The 21,469-nt window shown below is 34.2% G+C and carries 26 protein-coding genes and 1 pseudogene; 18 read left to right on the top strand and 9 right to left on the bottom strand.

Annotated elements, in window-relative coordinates; translation table 11 throughout:
* Window positions 1-10: 10 nt before the first annotated feature.
* Entirely contained in the window at window positions 11-1,021 is a 1,011-nt protein-coding gene (gene mltG / locus FHY60_RS09225; protein WP_139904699.1) for an endolytic transglycosylase MltG, read from the bottom strand.
* Between the two features lie 181 nt (window positions 1,022-1,202).
* Between mltG and FHY60_RS09220 the strand changes: the two genes are divergently transcribed.
* The 9 genes from FHY60_RS09220 to FHY60_RS09180 all read left to right on the top strand — a co-directional run bounded on the left by FHY60_RS09220 (window position 1,203) and on the right by FHY60_RS09180 (window position 7,371).
* The gene (locus tag FHY60_RS09220) at window positions 1,203-2,360 is read left to right on the top strand and encodes a transposase (protein ID WP_243122123.1); all 1,158 of its coding nucleotides are present in this window, start codon (window positions 1,203-1,205) and stop codon (window positions 2,358-2,360) included.
* 431 nt (window positions 2,361-2,791) lie between these two features.
* Window positions 2,792-3,004, top strand: a complete 213-nt coding sequence (locus FHY60_RS09215; RefSeq protein ID WP_139904698.1) for a DUF3006 domain-containing protein — start codon at window positions 2,792-2,794, stop codon at window positions 3,002-3,004.
* Between the two features lie 447 nt (window positions 3,005-3,451).
* Window positions 3,452-3,688 (top strand): hypothetical protein, encoded by a 237-nt coding sequence (locus FHY60_RS09210; protein ID WP_139904697.1) that lies wholly within the window; start codon window positions 3,452-3,454, stop codon window positions 3,686-3,688.
* Between the two features lie 65 nt (window positions 3,689-3,753).
* Window positions 3,754-3,999 (top strand): hypothetical protein, encoded by a 246-nt coding sequence (locus FHY60_RS09205; protein WP_139904696.1) that lies wholly within the window; start codon window positions 3,754-3,756, stop codon window positions 3,997-3,999.
* Between the two features lie 68 nt (window positions 4,000-4,067).
* Window positions 4,068-4,316, top strand: coding sequence for a hypothetical protein (locus FHY60_RS09200; protein ID WP_139904695.1), 249 nt, complete (start codon window positions 4,068-4,070; stop codon window positions 4,314-4,316).
* Between the two features lie 147 nt (window positions 4,317-4,463).
* A complete protein-coding gene (locus FHY60_RS09195; RefSeq protein ID WP_139904694.1) occupies window positions 4,464-4,973 on the top strand; it encodes a DUF2179 domain-containing protein in 510 nt (169 codons plus the stop codon).
* Window positions 4,974-4,994: 21 nt separating this feature from the next.
* On the top strand, window positions 4,995-5,336 hold the full coding sequence (locus FHY60_RS09190; protein ID WP_139904693.1) for a DUF434 domain-containing protein: 342 nt from the start codon (window positions 4,995-4,997) through the stop codon (window positions 5,334-5,336).
* A 93-nt stretch (window positions 5,337-5,429) separates the two neighbouring features.
* The gene (locus tag FHY60_RS09185) at window positions 5,430-6,074 is read left to right on the top strand and encodes a hypothetical protein (RefSeq protein WP_139904692.1); all 645 of its coding nucleotides are present in this window, start codon (window positions 5,430-5,432) and stop codon (window positions 6,072-6,074) included.
* A 127-nt stretch (window positions 6,075-6,201) separates the two neighbouring features.
* The gene (locus FHY60_RS09180; protein WP_139904691.1) at window positions 6,202-7,371 is read left to right on the top strand and encodes a DUF4317 domain-containing protein; all 1,170 of its coding nucleotides are present in this window, start codon (window positions 6,202-6,204) and stop codon (window positions 7,369-7,371) included.
* 20 nt (window positions 7,372-7,391) lie between these two features.
* Here FHY60_RS09180 and FHY60_RS09175 read toward each other — a convergent pair.
* Together FHY60_RS09175 and FHY60_RS09170 are read right to left on the bottom strand one after the other, a co-directional pair.
* Window positions 7,392-7,987, bottom strand: a pseudogene (locus FHY60_RS09175) (flavin reductase family protein).
* 52 nt (window positions 7,988-8,039) lie between these two features.
* A complete protein-coding gene (locus FHY60_RS09170) occupies window positions 8,040-8,900 on the bottom strand; it encodes a nitroreductase family protein (protein ID WP_139904690.1) in 861 nt (286 codons plus the stop codon).
* A gap of 92 nt (window positions 8,901-8,992) precedes the next feature.
* Here FHY60_RS09170 and FHY60_RS09165 point away from each other — a divergent pair, with 92 nt between their 5' ends.
* On the top strand, window positions 8,993-9,304 hold the full coding sequence (locus FHY60_RS09165) for a hypothetical protein (RefSeq protein WP_139904689.1): 312 nt from the start codon (window positions 8,993-8,995) through the stop codon (window positions 9,302-9,304).
* A 108-nt stretch (window positions 9,305-9,412) separates the two neighbouring features.
* A complete protein-coding gene (locus FHY60_RS09160; RefSeq protein WP_139904688.1) occupies window positions 9,413-9,739 on the top strand; it encodes a hypothetical protein in 327 nt (108 codons plus the stop codon).
* 104 nt (window positions 9,740-9,843) lie between these two features.
* Here FHY60_RS09160 and FHY60_RS09155 read toward each other — a convergent pair whose 3' ends face one another.
* Window positions 9,844-10,872 (bottom strand): 3-deoxy-7-phosphoheptulonate synthase, encoded by a 1,029-nt coding sequence (locus FHY60_RS09155; RefSeq protein WP_139904687.1) that lies wholly within the window; start codon window positions 10,870-10,872, stop codon window positions 9,844-9,846.
* 242 nt (window positions 10,873-11,114) lie between these two features.
* Window positions 11,115-11,306 carry an H-type small acid-soluble spore protein gene (locus FHY60_RS09150; protein WP_139904686.1) on the bottom strand — a complete coding sequence of 64 codons (192 nt, stop codon included), beginning with the start codon at window positions 11,304-11,306 and terminating at the stop codon, window positions 11,115-11,117.
* Between the two features lie 235 nt (window positions 11,307-11,541).
* Between FHY60_RS09150 and FHY60_RS09145 the strand changes: the two genes are divergently transcribed.
* From FHY60_RS09145 to FHY60_RS09125, 5 genes are all read left to right on the top strand, one after another.
* The gene (locus FHY60_RS09145; RefSeq protein WP_139904685.1) at window positions 11,542-12,489 is read left to right on the top strand and encodes a VgrG-related protein; all 948 of its coding nucleotides are present in this window, start codon (window positions 11,542-11,544) and stop codon (window positions 12,487-12,489) included.
* Window positions 12,476-12,802 carry a hypothetical protein gene (locus FHY60_RS09140; RefSeq protein WP_180375383.1) on the top strand — a complete coding sequence of 109 codons (327 nt, stop codon included), beginning with the start codon at window positions 12,476-12,478 and terminating at the stop codon, window positions 12,800-12,802. Before FHY60_RS09145 ends, FHY60_RS09140 begins: the two co-directional genes overlap by 14 nt.
* A gap of 209 nt (window positions 12,803-13,011) precedes the next feature.
* The gene (gene nuoE, locus FHY60_RS09135) at window positions 13,012-13,476 is read left to right on the top strand and encodes an NADH-quinone oxidoreductase subunit NuoE (RefSeq protein ID WP_139904683.1); all 465 of its coding nucleotides are present in this window, start codon (window positions 13,012-13,014) and stop codon (window positions 13,474-13,476) included.
* Between the two features lie 13 nt (window positions 13,477-13,489).
* Window positions 13,490-15,370, top strand: coding sequence for an NADH-quinone oxidoreductase subunit NuoF (nuoF, locus tag FHY60_RS09130; protein ID WP_139904682.1), 1,881 nt, complete (start codon window positions 13,490-13,492; stop codon window positions 15,368-15,370).
* A 12-nt stretch (window positions 15,371-15,382) separates the two neighbouring features.
* On the top strand, window positions 15,383-17,113 hold the full coding sequence (locus tag FHY60_RS09125; RefSeq protein WP_139904681.1) for an NADH-dependent [FeFe] hydrogenase, group A6: 1,731 nt from the start codon (window positions 15,383-15,385) through the stop codon (window positions 17,111-17,113).
* Between the two features lie 236 nt (window positions 17,114-17,349).
* Here FHY60_RS09125 and FHY60_RS09120 read toward each other — a convergent pair whose 3' ends face one another.
* The gene (locus FHY60_RS09120) at window positions 17,350-18,267 is read right to left on the bottom strand and encodes a 2-oxo acid dehydrogenase subunit E2 (RefSeq protein ID WP_139904680.1); all 918 of its coding nucleotides are present in this window, start codon (window positions 18,265-18,267) and stop codon (window positions 17,350-17,352) included.
* Between the two features lie 151 nt (window positions 18,268-18,418).
* Complete coding sequence (locus FHY60_RS09115) at window positions 18,419-19,444, bottom strand: branched-chain amino acid aminotransferase (RefSeq protein ID WP_139904679.1); 1,026 nt, start codon at window positions 19,442-19,444, stop codon at window positions 18,419-18,421.
* 185 nt (window positions 19,445-19,629) lie between these two features.
* On the opposite strand from FHY60_RS09115, the gene FHY60_RS09110 reads away from it, so the two are divergent.
* A complete protein-coding gene (locus FHY60_RS09110) occupies window positions 19,630-20,127 on the top strand; it encodes a TspO/MBR family protein (protein ID WP_139904678.1) in 498 nt (165 codons plus the stop codon).
* A 46-nt stretch (window positions 20,128-20,173) separates the two neighbouring features.
* On the opposite strand, the gene FHY60_RS18310 is transcribed toward FHY60_RS09110, so the two are convergent.
* Window positions 20,174-20,626: a hypothetical protein gene (locus tag FHY60_RS18310; protein WP_243122122.1), complete on the bottom strand. Its 453-nt coding sequence runs from the start codon at window positions 20,624-20,626 to the stop codon at window positions 20,174-20,176.
* A 134-nt stretch (window positions 20,627-20,760) separates the two neighbouring features.
* On the opposite strand from FHY60_RS18310, the gene FHY60_RS09100 reads away from it, so the two are divergent.
* Window positions 20,761-21,027 carry a hypothetical protein gene (locus FHY60_RS09100; protein ID WP_180375382.1) on the top strand — a complete coding sequence of 89 codons (267 nt, stop codon included), beginning with the start codon at window positions 20,761-20,763 and terminating at the stop codon, window positions 21,025-21,027.
* On the opposite strand, the gene FHY60_RS09095 is transcribed toward FHY60_RS09100, so the two are convergent.
* On the bottom strand, window positions 21,028-21,396 hold the full coding sequence (locus tag FHY60_RS09095; protein ID WP_139904676.1) for a L,D-transpeptidase: 369 nt from the start codon (window positions 21,394-21,396) through the stop codon (window positions 21,028-21,030).
* Window positions 21,397-21,469 lie beyond the last annotated feature (73 nt).

Here is a 21,469-nt window from a genome sequence, read left to right as displayed (position 1 = left end):
TGAGACTTTACTATTTTAAATACTTATTGATGTTTTTCAAATGCTCTTCATAGGTTTTACTGAATACATGGCCATCAGGTCCTGCCACATAGTAAAGATAATCATGGGTCTCAGGATATAATGCAGCGTGAATTGACGGCTTTCCTGGTGAAGCTATAGGACCAGGGGGTAAATCCTTATATACATAGGTATTGTACTTTGAATCTGCTTTTAGGTGTGCTTTAGTTATTGGATTAAGGGATCTCTCGCCAAAAGTATTAGCATAGATAACTGCAGCATCTATTTGCAGTGGCATGTTAATTTTCAATCTGTTATATATAACACCAGCAATTTTTGCTCTTTCTGCATCGTTTGCTGCTTCTTTTTCAATTAGTGAAGCCACAGTTATAACCTGATTAACGGTTAAACCAAGCTCCTTGGCTCTTTCACGGTATTCCTCTGAGAAAACTCTTAGGAAATTTTCGTACATTATACTTATTATTTTATTTTTGTCTGCATCTATAGGTATGTAATAAGTATCCGGAAATAAATAACCCTCTAAATCATATATTACATCCGGCTGTTCCAAAATTAAGTCCGTTGGATTTATATCCGACAAGCTAGCATTAAGTAGTTCATTTTTTGATATAATACCATAATTTTCCAAAATTTCACCTATTTTGTATAAGGAATACCCCTCCGGTATAGTAATTATTTTAAAATCAGAAATACCGCTTTGCAGCTTTAAAAGTAGGTCCTCAATGGTTGATTTTCCTTTAATAATATAGTTTCCTGCTTTGAAGTTAGATTTCAATTTTAAAAACCTTGCATATAAGTCTATTGCCTTTTCAGAACGTATAATTGACCTTTTAGCCAATTGTTCAACACCCTTGTCAAAGGATAAATCGCTTTTAATAATGAAGTATTCCTCTCCGCTATTGATTGTTTTCCCATATCTAGCATTAAAAAGGTATACAAAAGCACAGATTCCTAGAATAAGTATCAAGAATGGTACAAGAATAAAAAATATTTTCTTTTTCAATTTATCACCTCACTATTATTATAGAATAGCCTTGAGCATAATTCTAATGCCTTGATATTACTAGCCCGTAAGGGCTAATTTTTTTTTATCACTCAAATATATGTCATAGGATTTCCTCACTTTTTGTCGAATTATACTATATAACCACACATAATATAAAAACAATAAGGAGGAAATCTCTATGTACCAACGTCAAGAAATCTTTAACATAATTGAACTTTTTACTTCTCAAAAGCTTATCAATTTTTATACAAAAATCTTCGATAATCTTGATTTATCTTCATTACCCGATAGGGTACCTTCAAAATATGGTCCTACTGGGTTTTCACGTCATGCTCTTTTTAGAGCTTTCATTGTCATGAAATGTGAAAAATTTGCCCAAATTACTGACCTTAAAGATTTTCTAGAAAATAATCTAATAATTGCTCAGCTTTGCGGTTTCAATATTTTTAAACCTTTACCTTCATACTCGGTTTTTCAGAGATTTATAAAAAATTTATCTAATTCTTATCTTAAAGAAGTCATGAAACACCAAGTTAATATTCTTAAAGAACTTGGTTTTATTGACAACAACTTTATATCAGTTGATGCCACTCCTGTTAAGGCTAATACTAAATTTAATAATCCTAAATGCTTCGCAAATAACAAATTTTCTAAAAATAATCATCCTTCTTCTGATAAAGATTGTAAATTAGGTGTTCATACTGCTAATAACTCTATGAATGTTCAAGTTTTCGAAGATAAACCCAATAATTCAAAGAAAAAATGTGAATTTTACTGGGGATATAAAAATCATGTTATTTGTGATGCTATCTCCGGTCTCCCAATTGCTGAATTTACTACAACCGCTGATGTTAATGAAATTTCTAACTTTACAGAAATACTTTCTGATACCAATGAGTGGTTTCCACTAAAAGGTAGTTATATTATTGCTGATAAAGGTTATGACTCAAAGCAAAATCATGATTTTATTCGTAATACCCTTAAAGGCCATGCCTTCATTGCATTAAATAAACGTGGGTCAAAACCTAAAAACTTAACATCAACAGGCAATGTAATATGCGATGCCGGATTAGCAATGCATAAAGATGGCAAACAATATTTTGATTCATATATTAAACAAAAGTTTTGCTGTCCGTTTAGGACTTCTAAAGATGATTCTTTATGTCCATGTAAACACGAAAAATTCTTTAATGGTAAGAAGAACAGAGGTTGTGTAAAATACATAAGCATCGGAACTGACTATAGATCCTCTATAAATCGTGATTCTATATTTTTTAAAAAATATACAGCCTTAGAACTGAGTCTGAAAGATACAATTCTAGGTGGAAGAATCTAAATACCGAGCAAGCTTATGTTAGAAATATTAACTCTGTTACTAATTTAAATACAATGGGACATATTTGCCTTTTAACTATTGCAATTGCTGCTATAAAATCTGGTTGTGTTGATAAATACAAATCCCTATCGGGATTAAAAAGAACAGCTTAAACTAAGTTATATCAAAATTTTTAAGCATCCATTTCACCAAGGGGATAGTCTACCTTTTTTTTGTTTCTCTCATTTCAATTTAAGTTCCATTTTAGATAGTTAGGCTACGCTTAGTAAAAATTGTAATAATTTAACTTTTGTTGTTCTATTTTTTATTTAATTATGCTCATATCTATTATAGAAGTTAATAGATTTAAAATTCAATAGATATGTTGTAAAGAGAAGTTGTATTAAGTATAATAAAAGATAAATTTTCGTAACTGCAAGGAGTTTTGAAAGATGTTTGTTGTTATTGATAGGTTTGAAGGCAACTATGCTGTCTGTGAGAAGGAAGACAGAACCATAATAGACATAAGTAGAGATAAGCTTCCACCAGAGGCTAAGGTTGGAGATGTACTTATAATAACAGAGGACGTAATAGTTATCGATATTGAGAGAACAAAAGAGAAAAAGAGAGAAATAGAAGAGTTAACCAAGGATCTATGGGCTTAATAAGGCACTGGGATATTCCCAGTGCCTTTTCTTTTTTTATGGCAAACAATTTTTTGTAGATAGGCTCTATAAAAGTAACTATTTAAAGGTGCAAATCATACAATAATAGTATAACAAAAGACAAAGCATTTTTAACCCTTCTTTCAAAGAATAACAATTAATTGTCCGCAGCAACATTTTTATTGTTTATGGTGAAAGAATCGATGCGAATTTCTTTGGGTTATTGGTCATGATGAATAATAGTAGACATCTATTAAAAGTATGTTAATTTTCTTTGGGGTAGGATTTGTAATCCTCGCGGTTTTAAAAAGAAAGAGCAAAACTTTATTCCTAAATATGTAACAAAGTACAAAAGAACATCATAGGATATATTGAATACCATAATTAATTCAAAAACCTAGGATGGTAAGTAAATATGCTTAAATAAGAAAAAGGGGGGAGTATGAGATGTTCGGAAATTATTATGGGGGTGGATATGGAGGAAGTTCTAATTGCATATGCGATTTCCCAACTCTTGTAATATTAATTCTTATAGTTCTTCAATTCAGTAAGAGGAATAAAGAACATCATGACGATGATGATTATGAATATGACGGAAAGTTCAAGAATGATCAAATAGGCAATGGTGTATTGTTTATTATTGCATTATTCTTCTTATCTTGCGCTGGCTGCGGCAGACGCTAATAGATTCGAGCTCATCTTGATTTAAAGAATAATAAACTATAGAAAATGTGTAAGGAGGTACGTTTATGAGCCGTTGTTGTTGTAAAAAAGAAGTTGCTTATGCTCCAGCTTTTTATGGAAGAGGTATGAACAATTGCATTTGCAATTTCCCAACTTTAGTTATATTAATTCTTATAGTACTTCAGTTTTCAAAGAATAAGAATGACGAAGGCTATGGCGGACACGGTGACAAGCAGGTAGGTAATGGAGTATTGTTTATAATCGCATTATTCTTCCTGTCCTGCGCCGGCTGTGGAAAAAGTGCATATTAATGAATAACAAAAGAGAGCTTTGTAGCTCTCTTTTTAAAAGTAGAAAACAGCATTGGGAGGAGTAAATCTTGAGTAAAGCTAAGTGTAAATATAGGTGCTTCGCAGTAGAAAAATATAGATATAATGACAACTGTATTTGCAGTTTACCTCAATTGGCAATTCTTATACTGATTATACTGCAGTTTTCAGACAATGATCACAACCTAGTGTATGGCAATTGGCGAAACCAGCAAATCAGTAATGAAATATTATTTATAATTGCTATATACTTCCTGCATTGTATGAGTTGTATGCAAAGAAGCGGATGTGGTTACTAAAACCACATCATTTTTATTCTTAATTCGTGAGTATATAAGTCCAACTCAAGCTGAAAACAATGTAAATTTCCTCATCTTAACAATACTTATAAAAACAAAAGGCTTTGGGCAAATTAATAGCATACTTAATCAAAAGGAGTTCATGTCATGTTGACTTATTTATTGATATTTATCTCCAAAATATTAGAAGTGTCCCTTGGGACAATAAGAACAGTGCTGCTGACAAGGGGAGTAAAACTATGGGCTGCCATCATAGGTTTCTTCGAAGTGCTTATCTGGCTATTGGTAGTAGGTAATGTTTTGGATGGTATTAAGGAAGATCCCTTTAGGATGTTTATGTATGCACTTGGCTTTGCCAGTGGAAATTATATAGGCTCAACTATAGAGGAAAAGTTAGCCATTGGTATTGTTACAATAAACATTACCGTGCAGGAAAAAGACTCTGCTAAATTGCTTGAAATGCTGAGAGGCGCAGGTTTAGGTGTTACAACATTAGAAGCAGGTGGCATTAATGATGACAAGATGATCTTAATCACTCATACTAAAAGGAAAAGAAAAAACGAAATAATAAAAATGATTAGGAAAAGTGGTATTGACGCAATGATATCAATCAGTGATACTAGCTCCGTATATGGTGGATATGGCATAAAAAAATAATTGTAATTAAGGGGTGCTGTGATGGGAGAAGAAAGTAGATTCATTGCTAGACGAGGTTTTGCTGAAGATGACGTAAGGTGGTTTTCGCCAGAGGCAGTTACAATACTAAAAAATGTTCAAACAGATATACCATGGCTAATGGATAGGGGATATAAGCAGTCATCGGTAATTGAACTTGTAGGAGGGCATTATCAACTCTCTGCCAGACAAAGAAATGCTTTGCAGCGAGCCACTTCTTCTACCTTGGAATGTAAAATTAGAAAAGAAAAGCTGCTTTCAATGGACAAGTTACATGATTACTGCATTTATATAGATGGGTTTAACCTCATAATGATCTGGATTAAATATGCTTATGGTAACTAATGATACAGTTTTATTTTTTTCAGAATGATATAATTGTTTTGTAGAAAAATAAAAATACATTTATAGTTATTTCAGTATCTAAGGAGGACAAAGATGAGTGCATATTTGGGAAAGATACATTATTGGCTTTTTAATAAGATAAGATATTCAGAAGAATTAGAACATAAAATTGAGAGATGGGCTTTTGAAGAGGGGCTTATCTCTGCTGCGGAATGGAAGTCAGAAATTTTGGCTGAATTTGGACCAACTACCGGATCAGAGCCCCTGGAGAATATAATAGATCAAACTGATATCCATGGTTGGCTTCAGGATAAAATCAATAGATCAGAGTCCAGAATAGCTGCTTGGATTACAAATATACTTACATTATCCCGAGATTATAAAAAGCAGTTAATTGATATATTCAGTAGCGATGGATTTGAGAAGGGAACTGGGGCAAAGGATATCTATGAAATAAATTCTCCTTTTGATGCCTATAAAGTAATAAATGATTATATTTTGGAAGGAATGCCCTGTGATTCTGTAGACAGACCTTTAGTTAAAGAAGATGATAAATACAGCTGGATGTCTACAGTATGCATACATAGCCCTAACTGGCAGATTGTAGGCGGAGATATACAGCACTTCTATGATCTAAGAAAGGAATGGTTAGCTTCCTTTATTAAGGCTTTAGATAAAGGTTACAGCTTTAATGTGGAATATATTGAAGGCACTAGAATAAATACTATATCAAAATAAAAACAGCTTAAAGCTGTTTTTATTTTTTGTAAAATTGTATTAAAGTTTAAATTATGATAAATTATTATTGTACAATTTTTTATTGCGTAATTTTTGATGGAATAAATATTAAAAGGAGATAAGAGAGATGATAAAAAAAGATTTAGCTGATATGAGAAAACATATGAAACCAGAGAGTACCATGCTCCAATTTGGTGAAATCTATAATATTTATTTAAAAAAAGACAATTTAGAGATAATTCATAAAGAGGTAAAACATTTCAATGCTCTGGATGAAGAAACACAGGAACTTTACATAAAGAATTTCAAGAAGCTCTTAAGTGGTGCCTTGGACACAAAACTCTTTGAGCTTGACTTTAAAGACGTAGAAATAGAAAATCATTCCCAAGGGCTTCTTTATTCTGCTTTAGAAAGTAAGTCCAAAGAAGAGGAATTGCTATATCTAGATGAAATAGTTAATAAATTGGCTGCAAATTATAAATATGATAGCGACATTGTCATAACTTTCGTACGCGGTCAATATTGGAAGGGGGCAAAGAAAAGAAGCATTGAAGCTGATGAAGCTGTAGATGATAATGTTTTTGCCTTTAACTTTTTTATAGGCAGTATAAATAAGATTGAATATCCTAAAAAAGCATTGCAATTTGATTACATAAATAGGGAGTTTAGAACAAATTCAACTCTTGACGCAGTGATAAATTTAAAATCCCCATTGGATGGATTTATGTTCCCGTGTTTTAATAATAACTGTACAGATGTAAATCACATATTGTACTATACCGGCAGAACAAATGAGGTTAATATGGATTTTATCGAAGAAGTATTGAATTGCTCCTTAAAAATAACTGCGGCTGAAGAAAAAAGTTCCTTTAATGCCATAATCAAAGAAGTTGTCGGAGACGCTATTGCTCCAGAAACTATGCAGTCTATATATGAAAAAATCGCCTCCAAGGCGGAACAGGTAGAAGAGGGGGAAGTGCCGCTAGTTACAATAAAAGATGTTCAAAATGTTCTAGAGTATAGTGGTATAGAAGAAAAAGATATAGAAAAGCTGGAAAAAGTCTATGAAGAAACTATAGGAAGTACTAGTTTTGACTTTAAGATAGATAATATTTTACCGGATCTGAAAAGTAAGTCTGTTAAAATAGAAAGTGAAACTGCTAATATCAGTATTGCACCAAATGCACTAAGTAAAATTAAGCAAGTTAGGGACAAGCACGGCAGAAAGTGTCTTTTAATTGAATTGAATGAGGACATCGAAATCAATGGTATTAAGATAAAGGTAACTGATTTTTAAAGAAAAGAGGTAAACGAAATTTATCGTTTACCTTTTTTTGCTTTTTTAGATAACTTTTTTTGCACTGAATACCCAAATTTACCGATAGCCTTAGGCAGCAGGGGAAAGTACTCACCATGGGAATAGACAACTAAATCTGCCTGTTCCAAGTGGATTTTACCCGCCACATCAATTAAATCTTCTTCAACTCTAACACCTAAAACCTCTGCCAGGAACAAATCATGAGAACCCAGGGGTATTATGTTTTTAACTTTACACTCCATTGATACTGGACACTCTTTTATTCCTGGGGTAGCAATATTATCAGAAGGTTCTAAAGTGAAGCCCAGTTCCTCTATTTTATTAACTGTTTTTCCGGATCTAACACCACAATAGTCAACCATTTTTGTCAAGCTCCTGGAAGGGAGGTTAGCTACGAATTCACCGCTTCTTTTATGTTATTATAGGATAATCGTTCCGGTCTTATAGCTACTGAAATCATAGGTGGTCTTGTGCAAGCAGTGCCAATCCAACCTACTGTAAAGACATTAACGCATTCATTTTCATCTTTTGAGGTTATCAACACTACAGGCACAGGATTTAACATTGCACTTCCTTTAAAGCTTCTCTTTGGCATTTAACTTTTCTCCTTCTATTATATAAAATTTTTACTTGTCCTTTGTAAAAAACTATTCTTGATTCCAGCTTATGATATATTCAAAGTTATCACTGGGCAAGGACAGATTAGGATTTTTACATACCCATGAACCACATAGCCCCATCTCTGCAGCCGACAACTCAAAGTGACACATGGCGATACCCATATCAACTCTTTGTATGTCGTAACCCAATGCTTTAGAATATTCCATATCATGTTTCAAATAAAAGTGAACTTGGTTTCCTTTCTTTACTAACCTCCATGGCTGCTTATTAGAGGCAGATGGTGCAAGCCTTACCATTTCAAGTGGAATTTTAAACATTTCTGCCTTAGATTCTGAAAGAGGCCTATCAAAGCTTTCACAAAAAAATAATTCATCCCATTTCTTTCTGTTTTTTGACCCTGCTACCGCCCTAATTATAGAACCGAGAATGTGCATGGAATCATCAATATATCCTATAGGTGAAATTATTGGAATCATCTCATCCTCTCTTAAGTCTATAGCTTTAGCAAAATCACTTTTTTTAAAGGTTCCTCCTAACCAGCATGTCCCAAGGTCCAGAGAGGTAGCATATAGAATGATGGTTTCAAATTTGTAACCTAGATCTTCTAAACACATACATTCTTTATTTACAGCAGCTACAATGAAGTTTGTTGCACCTTTAATGACACCATATGTGCCAAGCTTTACATTATCATCTTTGGCAGCGGTTTGAGATTCCAAAAGCATAAAGCGAATCTCTGAATTAAAAGGCCCTTTAACTTGCTGCATAAAATTTTGTATTCTATTTCTATCCTCACTCGTTAATTGGGTCTTTTTATATGACCTAATAGATTTTCTTTTTTTAATCACATCTATTATAGGTTCTGAAAAATTAATTTTTCCATTCATTAATATAATTACCTCCCACACAAATTGGATAAAAAATCATTTACATGAAATAATATATCATATATAAACAGATTTAGAAAGGAAGTATTAGGATGGATTTATCTGAAAAACTAACCTGTCCAAAGTGTAACAGCAATAACTTAGAAGTTAAAAGAAAAGTTACATATATTTATACATATAAGATAAATAATGAAAACAGAGAATCTGGTATTGAAAGAAAGGAAGAGTTGCCCTTTCTTTTTGACAATCGGGAGAAATCAGGATCTGATGAATATGTTTTATGCGTAAACTGTGGCACAAAATATCCTATCGACTTAGAACATCAAGATGCAAAAATAAACTTTACAATTCTGAAAAAGGCCATCAGGGCAGATCATATAGAAAACCCACAGTTTCTTGTATAACATAATTTAAGTATCAAAAGCAAATTTAGAAAACTATACTACCATTACAATGAATATAATACATAGTACAGTTTAAACTATAAATATATAAAGAAAAGAGGTGGTATAGTGAAGGCTTTCGATACTCTAATAAGTGAAACACTGGAGGCAGAAAATTTAGAGGAATTAGAGGCAGCGGCGGATTTGTTTCAGTTTGGTGTGGAGAAAGGACACTATAGCAAATGGCAAGCCACAGAATTTAATAATGCCTATTGGGAAGTGAAAAACAGATGTTTAGCCTTAGAGATTTCATCTGTAATTAAGGGAAATAAATTAGATATAATAGATATTGTTTCTAAAGCACCCATGGAAGTAAAGGACGACAAGGAAAAATTAATAAATTATGTAAATGGCAGAATTAAAGCCCTTAAAGGAAAAATAAAAGGACTAAAATAGAATGAAGAAAGTGCCTTGCACTTTCTTCATTCTATTAGTGAATAATTATTAAATTACTTGTTCTATCCGGATAAATTCCGTGTATTCAGCATCTTCTGTGATGGTTATACATTCTCAGCAATATAATAAATAAGTTTTTCAGAATCTTCCCATCCTAAGCAAGGGTCTGTAATAGACTTACCATAAACCCCTCCATAAATATCCTGTTTACCTTCTACTAGGTAGCTTTCTATCATCAGGCCTTTTATCATGGTTTTAAGCTTGGAATCCCACTTTCTGCTGAAAAGCACTTCTTTGGCTATTCTTGGCTGCTCATAGTACTTCTTCATAGAATTTGAATGATTGGTATCAACAAGTATTGCTGGATTAGCTAGTCCTCTTTCTTCGTAAGCATTAACTAACTCCTGAAGATTTTCATAATGATAATTTGGTATATTTCTGCCATAAAAATCTACTGCACCTCTTAATATGGTGTGTGTTAACGGGTTACCCTTTGTAGAAACTTCATAGCCATTGTATACAAAATTGTGAGACAGTTGGGCTGCCATTACAGAATTAAGCATTACGGTGATGTCTCCAGAAGTAGGATTTTTCATACCAACAGGAATATCCATACCACTTACTGTCAACCTATGCTGTTGATTTTCCACTGATCTAGCACCTATTGCAACATAGCTTAATAAGTCCGCTAGATATGAGTAGTTCTCAGGGTATAGCATTTCATCAGCAGTTACTAAATGACCTTCTGACAAAGCTTTGATATGAAGCTTTCTTATGGCTTTAATACCCTCTTCAATATTTGGCTCCTTATTGGGGTCCGGCTGATGGACCATTCCCTTATAACCTTCTCCTGTGGTTCTTGGCTTATTAGTATAAACTCTTGGAATTATTATTAAGGTGTCCTTAACTTTTTCTTGAACCTTAGCCAGCCTTGAGATATATTCTAATACGGAGTCTTCTCTATCTGCGGAACAGGGGCCTATCACCAATATAAATTTACTGCTTTCACCAATGAATACCTGTCTTATTTCATCATCAATTTCATTCTTAATCTTTTTTAGTTCAGCACTGAGGGGTAATTCATTAATTATTTCCTCAGGAGTGGGGAGTTTTTTTATAAACTTTATATTCATAGTTCTGCCTGCCTTTCTTATAACATTTGTTGGTGTATTTATTAAATATTTGAACAATATTGACAATTTAAAATATCTTAGTAAACAGAATACTATAAAGTGCCATTATTTTCAATGATAAATATAAATGAAAATTGTATAATTATAAAGCAAAATGGACCTAATACATAGATTAGATCCATTTTGCTTATATTGAAACCTGTATATTACTGAATACTATTCTCTGCGTAATACCTATATTTTTATTTATTTGCAGACTTATTCTCAACTAGCATGTAAATAGGAACTTCCTCTTTACGATGATTTTCAATAAATGATACCACTGCTGTGTTAGTATCCTTAATGTTTTCAAGCCAAACTGGAGATCCTTGATAAAGTACCTGTATGGTATCACCGGTATTTTCTAGAATTTCTTTAGCTCGCTTAATATCCATGCATCAACACCTCCTATTTTTTTCTTATTATTTCTCATACTCGAAAACCTTATCCAACGATAATCAAAAAATTTTTTACCATAAAAATAAAGTAGTTTTTATAAGGTACATGATTTAAAAAAGGCTCCATCTTCTGCACTTTTTTATAATAATTATTGCTTTATTAGGGGATATAAATGTGCTATAATTTATTTAATTGTACACAAGAATACAAATTTCGCCAAGGAGAGTTGAAATGAACATATCTTCTTTATATAATAAATTAGCAATGTTAAGTTTAGAAAACTTAACTCCGGATAATTCTGAAAGTTCAGTGGCTGCAGAAGAAAAGCTTGCAATTTTGGCCTTTCAACAAGTTTATGAAATGATGCTTAATGGCAGCAGCAATAGCTCCTTATCAGATATGCAGAGTGAGCTTATGAATGAACTGATCAGCCAACAAGCTGATGGTAATGTACTATCCTTAGAATCTTCATTAAGTATGTTGGGTGACTTTAATATCAGTTCTAGATCTTATACAGATAGTTATATAAATTATGATATAAAAAGTAATTATTCATACAGTGCTTTTGATATCAGTAAATTGTCATCAAAGTATGAATCAAACGGAAATCCTGGTGTAATTGCAAATAATCCGGGAGACTATGGCGGTAAATCCTATGGTGCTTGGCAGTTTTCTTCCCGTACTGGATCCTTGAATTCCTTCGTAAATTATTTAAAGGATAAAAACGAAGGATATTACTATCAGTTAATCTCTGCAAGGGCTGCAGATGGAAATAGCTATGGAGTTCAGTTCGACAAAGTATGGACAACATTTGCAAAAGAAGATAGAGAAACTTTCTTAAATCTCCAAGAGTCTTTCATCAAAGAAAACTTCTATGATGCTGCGGCAGAAGGCTTAAGAGAAAAATACAATTTTGATATTTCTAACAGGTCCACAGCATTGAAGAATGTACTTTGGTCTACTGTGGTCCAACATGGAGTTAAGGGTGCTATAGGCATATTTTCCAAAACAGATTTAACTGCCGGTGACGATACTATAATATCTCAAGTTTATGATGAAAGACAAAGAGTAAATGTGCATTTCAAAAGCAGTTCAGCAAGTATAAGGAAAAGTGTTTATAATAGATTTGAAAAAGAAAGGGCAGAAGCACTAGCATTGCTTCAAAATGAAAAGGTATAAATTGCGCAGAAAGGAAAAAAAGATGAGTTTAAAGTTTTCGAGGGAATTTAAAAGAATAATAGATGAGTTGACAGAAGGTATATTGAAAATAGAAAGTTTTTATGAATTATTTGAAATGTCAGAAGAACAATGGTCTGGGTTAAATGATACAGAGCAAAAGGAATGCGCAAGAACTTTAGCAGATGACATATTTTTTGCTCTTGGAATGGACCCAATTGTTGAAGTAGCGCAAGGTTCAGTTCAATATGTTAAGGAGGAAAATGTAATAAAAGTTTCATCTAATAATAACATACTTGAGATAATACAATTATAGAGAATATTAAGCTTGCTAATACTTATGGTTTTAGCAGGCTTTTTGTTTTTTTTTGCAAATATCTTAAAATATTATAATCACCAAAATTAGCTTGTACTAAAAATATAAGTATTATTTGTTAAAATATATAAATTCATCTTGTTAAAATATTAACGCTTTGATATACTTTTATTACGTGTAAAATATAGTAGAGCAAAGGGTGAGGGAGTATGTGTAATAATTCAAAATTCAAGGAATTAGATGAATTTATACACCAGCAGGAAAACAAAGAGAGCGCTCTCATTGCGGTACTTCATAAGGCACAGGAGTTGTTTGGCTATCTAGGAGAAGAAGTACAGAATTATGTAGCGGAAAAGCTTTCTATACCTGTGTCAAAGGTGTATGGAGTAATTAGCTTTTATTCCTATTTTACAACTGAGCCAAAAGGGAAGTATGTTATCAGCATTTGTACAGGAACTGCATGCTTTGTTAAAGGATCAGGAGAAATAGTAGAGGAATTTAAGAGAAAATTGAATATCAAAGAAGGCGAGACCACAAAAGATGGATTATATACCATTGACACATTGAGATGTGTAGGAGCATGTGGCTTGGCACCAGTAATTATGGTAAACAATAGAGTGTATGGACATTTCACAAAGAAAGATATCAATAAAGTACTAGAAGAGTATAAATGATGGGGGGGATCTTATGGAAAGAGTTAATTCTTTAACAGAGTTAAATAATTTGTCGCAAAAATTTAGGGAATTTGTTGAAGCCAGAAAAAGTTCTACAGAAAATGATAACGTTTTAAACAGACATATACTGGTTTGTCAGGGTACCGGATGCAAGTCTTCGGATTCTGACAGTATAATGCATAAATTAATAGAAAATATCGAAATGGTCGGCTTATCAGATTCAGTAAAAGTTGTAATGACTGGCTGTTTTGGTTTCTGCGCCAAGGGGCCTATAGTTCATATTCTTCCAGACAATACCTTCTATGTTCAAGTCACTCCTGAGGATGCTGAAGACATTGTAAATATGCATTTAGTAAAGGGAGAAGTAGTTGACAGACTGCTATATGACGAGCCCACCTTAAATAAGAAAGTTTGCACCCAGGCTGAAATGTCCTTTTACAAAAAGCAGTCAAGGATAGCCTTAAGGAATTGTGGATTTATAAATCCTGAGGATATAAGAGAATATATAGCCTCAGACGGTTACAAGGCATTAGGAAAGGTGCTTACAACTATGAAGCCAGATGAGGTAATCAATGAAATCATCGAATCAGGCCTGAGAGGTAGAGGGGGCGGTGGCTTTCCTACGGGTACAAAGTGGTCTTTTGCAAGAGCTTATGAAAGTGATGATAAATATATTATCTGCAACGCAGATGAAGGAGACCCTGGTGCATTTATGGATAGGTCTATACTGGAGGGAGATCCTCACAGTGTAGTGGAGGCTATGGCAATTGCCGGTTATGCCATTGGAGCTCAAAAGGGGTTTGTTTATATCAGAGCGGAATATCCTCTAGCCATACACCGTTTGAAAATAGCTATTGCAGAAGCTAAAGAATATGGCTTGCTGGGTAATAATTTATTCGGAACTAATTTTAATTTTGATATAGAAATAAAATATGGCGCCGGTGCCTTTGTTTGCGGTGAAGAAACGGCGTTGATTCACTCTGTTGAAGGATGTAGGGGAGAGCCCACAAACAAACCTCCGTTCCCGGCTGAAAAAGGATTATGGAATAAGCCTACTTGCGTAAACAATGTTGAAACCTTAGCCAATATTCCTAAGATTATTATTGAAGGTGCTTCCTGGTTCAACAAATTAGGAACAGACAAATCAAAGGGAACAAAGGTATTCGCTTTGGCTGGAAAGATAAACAATGTTGGTTTAGTTGAAGTGCCAATGGGCATCACCTTGCGAGAGATAATCTATGAAATCGGCGGCGGAATCAAAGATGGTAAGAAGATTAAAGCTGTGCAAACCGGTGGCCCTTCAGGTGGGTGTATACCTGAATCTCTGCTTGATGTACCTATCGATTATGATTCTTTGACAAATATCGGCTCTATGATGGGTTCCGGTGGAATGATTGTAATGGATGAAGATAACTGTATGGTAGATATAGCTAAATTCTATATGGAATTCATTGTAGATGAATCTTGTGGAAAATGCACTCCGTGTAGAGTGGGAAGCAAGCGACTATTGGAGATATTGACCAAGATCACAGAGGGTAAGGCAACTATGATGGATTTAAAGAGACTTGAGGTACTTGCAGAAACAATTAAAGATACAGCGCTTTGTGGACTAGGTCAAACAGCAGCCAACCCAGTGCTGAGTACTATGAAGTATTTTATGGATGAGTATGAAGCACATATAAAAGAAAAGAGATGCCCTGCAGGCCAGTGTAAGCCACTGCTGAGCTATGAGATTACAGATAAGTGTGTCGGATGTACAAAGTGTTCACGTAGTTGTCCCGTTGAAGCCATTAAAGGCAAAGTAAAAGAAAAACATGTAATTATAAAAGATAAATGTATAAAATGCGGCGCATGTCTTAATGCATGTCCTGTAAAAGCAATTGTTATGGGTTAGGGAGGTGAGCGTATGATTACTGTTACAATCAATGCTAGAAAAGTTCAGATGGAAGAGGGGCAAACAATTTTAGAAGCAGCACAAAAACTGAATATTGAAATACCTACTCTATGTCATATGTATATGCAGGATGGTAAAACTGAAAATTGCAAGGGTACCTGCAGAGTCTGCGTTGTAGAGGTAGAGGGAAGAAGAAACTTAGCACCTGCTTGTTCAACTCCGGTTTCAGATGGGATGATTATTAAAACCAACTCTCCCAGAGCCATAAGTGCCAGAAGAAATATAGTAGGATTGCTGTTGTCTGACCATCCTCAAGATTGTTTAAAGTGTGAGAAAAATCTAAGGTGTGAACTTCAAAAACTTGCTGCAGATTTGGGTGTTTATGAAATTAAATATGAAGGAGAAATTTCCAGGTACCCAATTGACAAATCTTCACCTTCCATTATAAGAGATATGGATAAGTGCATACTGTGCAGACGATGTTCCACAGTTTGTAACGAAATTCAAAATGTTCATGTGCTTACACCGGTGGGTAGAGGCTTTGATACAGTAATTTCATCTTTCATGGAAAAGCCTTTTGTAGATACAAAGTGCACTTATTGTGGCCAGTGCGTCGCTGTATGTCCAACCGGAGCTCTCCGTGAAGTTTATAATTATGATGAGGTTTGGCAAGTATTAAGTGATAAAGATAAGTATGTGATCGTTCAAACCGCACCTGCCGTTAGGGCTGCTTTAGGTGAAGAATTTGGCTTACCTGCAGGTACAGATGTAACTAAAAAAATGGTAGGATCACTAAAAGCCTTAGGCTTTAAAAAAGTGTTTGATACTGACTTCGCAGCTGACTTAACAATAATGGAAGAAGCTGCAGAATTTGTAGACAGATTAAATAATGGCGGTACACTGCCGATGATTACAAGTTGCTGTCCCGCTTGGATCAACTTCCTTGAAACAAACTATGGTGACATGCTTCATTATCCGTCTAGCTGCAGATCACCACAGCAAATGTTTGGAGCTGTAGCGAAGACCTATTTAGCTGATAAGCTCAATGTTAAGCCTGAAAATTTAATAGTGGTTTCAGTTATGCCATGTGTGGCAAAAAAATATGAAGCTGATAGGGAAGAGTTTAAGAGAAATGGTATCAAAGATGTAGATATAGTTATAACTACAAGAGAGTTGGCAAAAATGATAAAGGAAGCGGGCATGGACCTTAGAAATATGCCAGAGGAAGACTTTGACAACCCCCTTGGTGAATCGACCGGTGCAGCTGTTCTCTTTGGAAACAGCGGTGGAGTAATGGAGGCTGCTCTTAGAACCGCCTACGAAGCTATAACAAATGAAGAACTGGGGAAATTAGACTTTGAAGATATTAGGGGTCTTGAGGGCATAAAAGAAACAAAGGTAAATCTCAATGGTATAGAGATTAATGCAGCTGTTGTGTCATCCCTGGGTAACGCTAAAAAGATTATGGATGAAATAAAGGAAGGTAAATGTAAATATCATTTCATAGAGATCATGGCTTGCCCTGGCGGATGTATCGATGGGGGTGGCCAGCCCTTCATAAGAGCTGACAGAGGTATTATGAAGAAAAGAATGGAAGTTATCTATAATGCCGATGCGAATATGGAGGTTAGAAAGTCTCATGAAAATCCATCCATCCAAAGAATTTATGAAGAATTTTTAGAGCACCCAAACAGCCATTTGGCCCATGAATTACTTCACACTTATTATCATAACAGACAATAAAAAAAATCCTAGCATATGCTAGGATTTTTTTTATTGTAAACTTATAATATATTTTGAAACACCAAGTGTATAATCAATTAGCTGACATACATTATCATAAGAAGAGGATAAAAAATAATAAAAATTATAAGTGCGGTTGTCGCTAATAATGCCCTTTACCATGAGTAACTGCATTAGCTAGCTCTTCTCTTTAAAAAGTAATTATAAAGCCACTGGTACATACCAAAAATTTTATATTATAGCCCATCATCCTCAACTACAACTTCCGGTGGAACTTCTAGCTTTTCAGGATGTTTTATCAAAGTTTTAAAATATTTTAGGGCTTTTACTAAATAGATTCCATCTGCCACTCTTTCATCTACTGAGCATACTATATTTAAATTTGTCTTAGTTTCTAATTCACCATTTTTGGATATTGTATTTACCTTGTTTAACTTACCCATAGTAACAAAAACAGAGGTGGTTCCCCATTCATATAAATGATGATGCAGTGCATCATGACCGATACTTCCTAAATTGGATATGTATGCTGTGGAGAAAAGGGGATCTGTCTTTATGAAACTCATTGGAAGAAAGCCCCAATCATTTAATTTTCTTATCATAAATACTGCAAAACTAATAATTGGTGAAGGTAATTTGGTTACTATTTCCATAAGCTTGTCATCATTTTTTTCCGCTCCAGACAAGCAAAGCTTTATGCTGTCATTTACCTTTTGAGCCACATCGTATAAGGTATCTTCTTTATTAAAATAAACCTTTGCATTTGTTTCTCTATATTCGCCGCCTTCCATTCTTAAAACCACAAAGGAAATTGATATGGAATTACGTGCAAATAACTTTTTTCCGGCAACGAATCGATTCAAGTGTGGATACTGCGAAAGAGTTCGAACAAAGGCTGCTATCACTATCTCAAAAGTGCCGATATTTAAAGAAGGATTTTCTCTTGTTCTCATCTTTATAAACTCTCTGGCATTATCAAATTCAATGGTCTCAGGAGAATGCACTATGCTGCCGTTTCTGTTTCTGAAAAGGTAGGGCAGTATTTGTCTCATAGGGTCTATATTTCTTAATAGTCTTCCATCTCTTCTGAAACTGATACCTGTAGCCAATTTTCTTACGAAGGTTCTTTTTGTTGTTGGAACACTAGTATTCATAATAACTTCCTCTCAAATCTTCTTAATATTATAGTATATTAAATTATTGCCAAATTAGTCATATACATTTAAATTATAATTTATTTATTAGAAAAAGTACACCAAAAATTTCAGCGCAAGGTCATTTCCCTTACGCTATTGTAAAATACTCTTATTTTATCTCATAAATCCATCCTTCTGGTGCAGGTACTTCTCCAAACTGGATACCTGTTAAAGTATTATAAAGCTCCGTAGTAACAGGTCCAACTTCTTTTTCACTGTAGAAAACATGAAATTTATCTTTGTACTGTATACCGCCTATGGGGGTAATAACTGCTGCTGTTCCACAGGCACCAGCTTCTTTGAACTCATCCAAGTTATCTATATATACGTCCCTTTCTTCTACTTCCAAATTCATATATTCTTTGGCAATATGCATTAAGGAATATTTGGTTATACTTGGCAGAATTGATGTTGAAATTGGGGTTACAAATTTATTATCTTTTGTAATTCCAAAGAAGTTAGCAGCTCCAACCTCTTCAATCTTTTTATGGGTTGCAGGGTCAAGGTATATACAGTCTGCAAATCCCTTTTTTACAGCCTCTTCATGGGGCAGCAAGCTTGCTGCATAGTTACCGCCAACTTTAACCCCGCCTGTTCCCTTTGGAGCAGCCCTGTCATAGTCAGTTACTATAAAATTGACGGGAGTAAGACCTCCTTTAAAGTAGGGCCCAACAGGGACACAGAACACACAGAACAAAAATTCCGGTGCCGGTTTAACTCCTAAATTATGCCCAACGCCGATTAAGAAAGGTCTAATATATAATGTAGCTCCTGAACCATAAGGAGGTACATAAGCTTCATTTGCTTTAACCACCTGCATAACTGCATCAATGAATCTTTCAACAGGAAATTCCGGCATTAAGAGTCTTCTACATGTAGCATTCATTCTTTCAGCATTGGCATCTGGCCTAAACAGCTGAATTTTTCCATCTTTTGTCCTATAGGCTTTTAATCCCTCAAAGCATTGTTGTCCATAGTGCAGTGCTGTAGATGCCTCACTAATGGTTAACATATTATCCTCAACAAGCCTTCCTTCATCCCATTTTCCATCCTTCCAGGTGGAGACATAGCGGAAATCTGTTTTTATGTAGCTAAAACCCAACTTGCCCCAATCGATATTTGTTGATTTTTCCATTAACATCACCGCTTTCCATAAATTCTTATATAACATTATAGCATAAATATGCTACTTGTTTGCATAAAATATATATTTTTATAACTTTTTGTTAATTAATTATTTTTTATGCAGTATATAAGATATAAATAATAAAAAATGATTATACATATATTATAGTAAAAAATATATTAGGAGATGGTAGTTTGAATAAAAAAAAGCTCTTTAATGTTACGGATTGGGGAGCACTGATAATAAGCATTATTATTGCAGAAGGATTGGGGTATATTTCAAGTGCTTTTAATAGGGGGCAAGGCCTATACTATAAGGTGCTACATAAACCAACTTTTGCACCACCGTCTTGGCTATTTGGTATAGTTTGGCCCCTTCTATACTTATTGATGGCCATTGCAGCCTATATTATATGGATAAAGAGGAAAGAGGGAAAACATGTAGGTAAGGCTTTAGTTCTTTACATATTACAACTTATTGTAAATTTCATATGGCCCTTTATATTTTTTAAGCTTAATTTATTCGGCATTGCCTTTATAGTTTTAGTGATTTTATTATTGCTAGTCATTCTGACAACTATAAGTTTCCTCAAGCACAGTAAGCTTGCGTCTATACTTATGGTTCCCTATATAATTTGGTTAGTTTATGCAGCAGTTTTAAATTATTATATTTGGCTTCTCAATGAAGCATAGTTATATAGTGCAGTATAACTAAGTGAGTTATACTGCACTTATTGTTTTAGAAGCATTGAAAACTTTCAATGTTTCTAAGGTCTATACCAAAGTAACTCCATCTTCTGCCATTCCATCTAAAGCCTGCTGCAGATCTTCTGCCAACAAAGGTGAGATATGCCCAGAAACCTGCGCCTCTTCGAGGCCAAATATATACAAATCTAAAAGTACAGGGTCTTATTGCTCCTGGGTCTACAGCCAGTACAGATGGTCCGCCGGGACCTTGAGCCTGAAGAGCTGATTTACTCGGAGTAAAGTTTGGTGGTGGAGTAGTTGGGGCATTACCGCCGCCAAGCACATTAAAGGGGAAAATGGGCGGCAAAATCTGTCGGTATGGGCATTGTGGTGGTAACTCATCAGTCTCTAGGGCATATAGTTCATTTAGGTCTTTTATCCCATCGATTTCTTCCGGTTCTTCGAATCTTAAGTTGTCATCATAAGGATAGTTGTAATATAACATCTCTACGCTCCCAAATAAGTATTTCAATATAGAATATGATAAATAGGCGATAATGTGATAATATTTATTTAGATTAAGTTTACAACATAAATGATTATTATTATAATTAAGGTATTTATGAAAGGGAGTAAATCATGTTAAGAATATGGGGTAAAATACTTAAAGACAATAGAATAATAAAAGATACTGTGGTGACCTCTGATATAGAGGGCAGCTATCAAGATAACCTGAAAGCCTGTATTGTAACCATATGCAGAGAACTTGATATAGAAAAACCCTACTGGCTTCCAAACAATCTTGAGGAATACAATAAAAGAGGCAAGGTTATATTTGATCAAAATAACTTTATAGATTTTATCAACTTCGATAAGCTTGTGCTGGAAGAACTAGATAGTAAATAATCATTCAATCTTAACAATAGTTCCAATGGGGACGGTGTTGTATAATTCTATGATGTTTTTATTGTAGGTGCGGATACAGCCATTTGATACTGCTTTACCGATTGATGAAGGATTATTGGTACCATGAATTCCATACCCTTTAATGCTTAACCCTAACCATCTAGCTCCAAAAGGTCCACCGGGATTATAGGCCTTATTAATTATTCTAAAGGTTCCTTTAGGGGTTGGTGTTGAGGGCTTTCCGATGGCTATGGGATAAGTCTTAAAAGTCTTTCCGCCCTTCAGTAAAGTTAGAGTGAAATTTTTGGTATTTACAATAATTTCGTAAGTTGCCTGAATTCTATATTGTATTTCAGGCTTGTTATACATATTAACCTCCGTTAAAATTTATGTTAATATATAGTATACGATTGTTTTTCAAATTGTGTTTAAAACAAAACTT

Source organism: Clostridium thermarum (assembly GCF_006351925.1).
Lineage (GTDB): Bacteria > Bacillota > Clostridia > Clostridiales > Clostridiaceae > Clostridium_AU > Clostridium_AU thermarum.
The sequence above is the reverse complement of the archived record's forward strand: the minus strand, read 5'-3'. Positions and strand labels throughout refer to the sequence as shown.

What these genes read in the sequence shown, in the direction of transcription:
- FHY60_RS09095 (WP_139904676.1), bottom strand. Translation starts at nt 21,396, where the DNA reads ATGTATAACAAGCCTGAAATACAATATAGAATTCAGGCAACTTACGAA.
- FHY60_RS09185 (WP_139904692.1), top strand. Translation starts at nt 5,430, where the DNA reads ATGAGTGCATATTTGGGAAAGATACATTATTGGCTTTTTAATAAGATA.
- FHY60_RS09145 (WP_139904685.1), top strand. Translation starts at nt 11,542, where the DNA reads ATGAACATATCTTCTTTATATAATAAATTAGCAATGTTAAGTTTAGAA.
- FHY60_RS09140 (WP_180375383.1), top strand. Translation starts at nt 12,476, where the DNA reads ATGAAAAGGTATAAATTGCGCAGAAAGGAAAAAAAGATGAGTTTAAAG.
- FHY60_RS09115 (WP_139904679.1), bottom strand. Translation starts at nt 19,444, where the DNA reads ATGGAAAAATCAACAAATATCGATTGGGGCAAGTTGGGTTTTAGCTAC.
- FHY60_RS09205 (WP_139904696.1), top strand. Translation starts at nt 3,754, where the DNA reads ATGAGCCGTTGTTGTTGTAAAAAAGAAGTTGCTTATGCTCCAGCTTTT.
- nuoE (WP_139904683.1), top strand. Translation starts at nt 13,012, where the DNA reads ATGTGTAATAATTCAAAATTCAAGGAATTAGATGAATTTATACACCAG.
- FHY60_RS09190 (WP_139904693.1), top strand. Translation starts at nt 4,995, where the DNA reads ATGGGAGAAGAAAGTAGATTCATTGCTAGACGAGGTTTTGCTGAAGAT.
- FHY60_RS09150 (WP_139904686.1), bottom strand. Translation starts at nt 11,306, where the DNA reads ATGGATATTAAGCGAGCTAAAGAAATTCTAGAAAATACCGGTGATACC.
- FHY60_RS09195 (WP_139904694.1), top strand. Translation starts at nt 4,464, where the DNA reads ATGTTGACTTATTTATTGATATTTATCTCCAAAATATTAGAAGTGTCC.
- nuoF (WP_139904682.1), top strand. Translation starts at nt 13,490, where the DNA reads ATGGAAAGAGTTAATTCTTTAACAGAGTTAAATAATTTGTCGCAAAAA.
- FHY60_RS09170 (WP_139904690.1), bottom strand. Translation starts at nt 8,900, where the DNA reads ATGAATGGAAAAATTAATTTTTCAGAACCTATAATAGATGTGATTAAA.
- FHY60_RS09100 (WP_180375382.1), top strand. Translation starts at nt 20,761, where the DNA reads ATGTTAAGAATATGGGGTAAAATACTTAAAGACAATAGAATAATAAAA.
- FHY60_RS09165 (WP_139904689.1), top strand. Translation starts at nt 8,993, where the DNA reads ATGGATTTATCTGAAAAACTAACCTGTCCAAAGTGTAACAGCAATAAC.
- FHY60_RS09120 (WP_139904680.1), bottom strand. Translation starts at nt 18,267, where the DNA reads ATGAATACTAGTGTTCCAACAACAAAAAGAACCTTCGTAAGAAAATTG.
- FHY60_RS18310 (WP_243122122.1), bottom strand. Translation starts at nt 20,626, where the DNA reads ATGTTATATTACAACTATCCTTATGATGACAACTTAAGATTCGAAGAA.
- FHY60_RS09210 (WP_139904697.1), top strand. Translation starts at nt 3,452, where the DNA reads ATGTTCGGAAATTATTATGGGGGTGGATATGGAGGAAGTTCTAATTGC.
- FHY60_RS09180 (WP_139904691.1), top strand. Translation starts at nt 6,202, where the DNA reads ATGATAAAAAAAGATTTAGCTGATATGAGAAAACATATGAAACCAGAG.
- FHY60_RS09215 (WP_139904698.1), top strand. Translation starts at nt 2,792, where the DNA reads ATGTTTGTTGTTATTGATAGGTTTGAAGGCAACTATGCTGTCTGTGAG.
- FHY60_RS09220 (WP_243122123.1), top strand. Translation starts at nt 1,203, where the DNA reads ATGTACCAACGTCAAGAAATCTTTAACATAATTGAACTTTTTACTTCT.
- FHY60_RS09155 (WP_139904687.1), bottom strand. Translation starts at nt 10,872, where the DNA reads ATGAATATAAAGTTTATAAAAAAACTCCCCACTCCTGAGGAAATAATT.
- FHY60_RS09125 (WP_139904681.1), top strand. Translation starts at nt 15,383, where the DNA reads ATGATTACTGTTACAATCAATGCTAGAAAAGTTCAGATGGAAGAGGGG.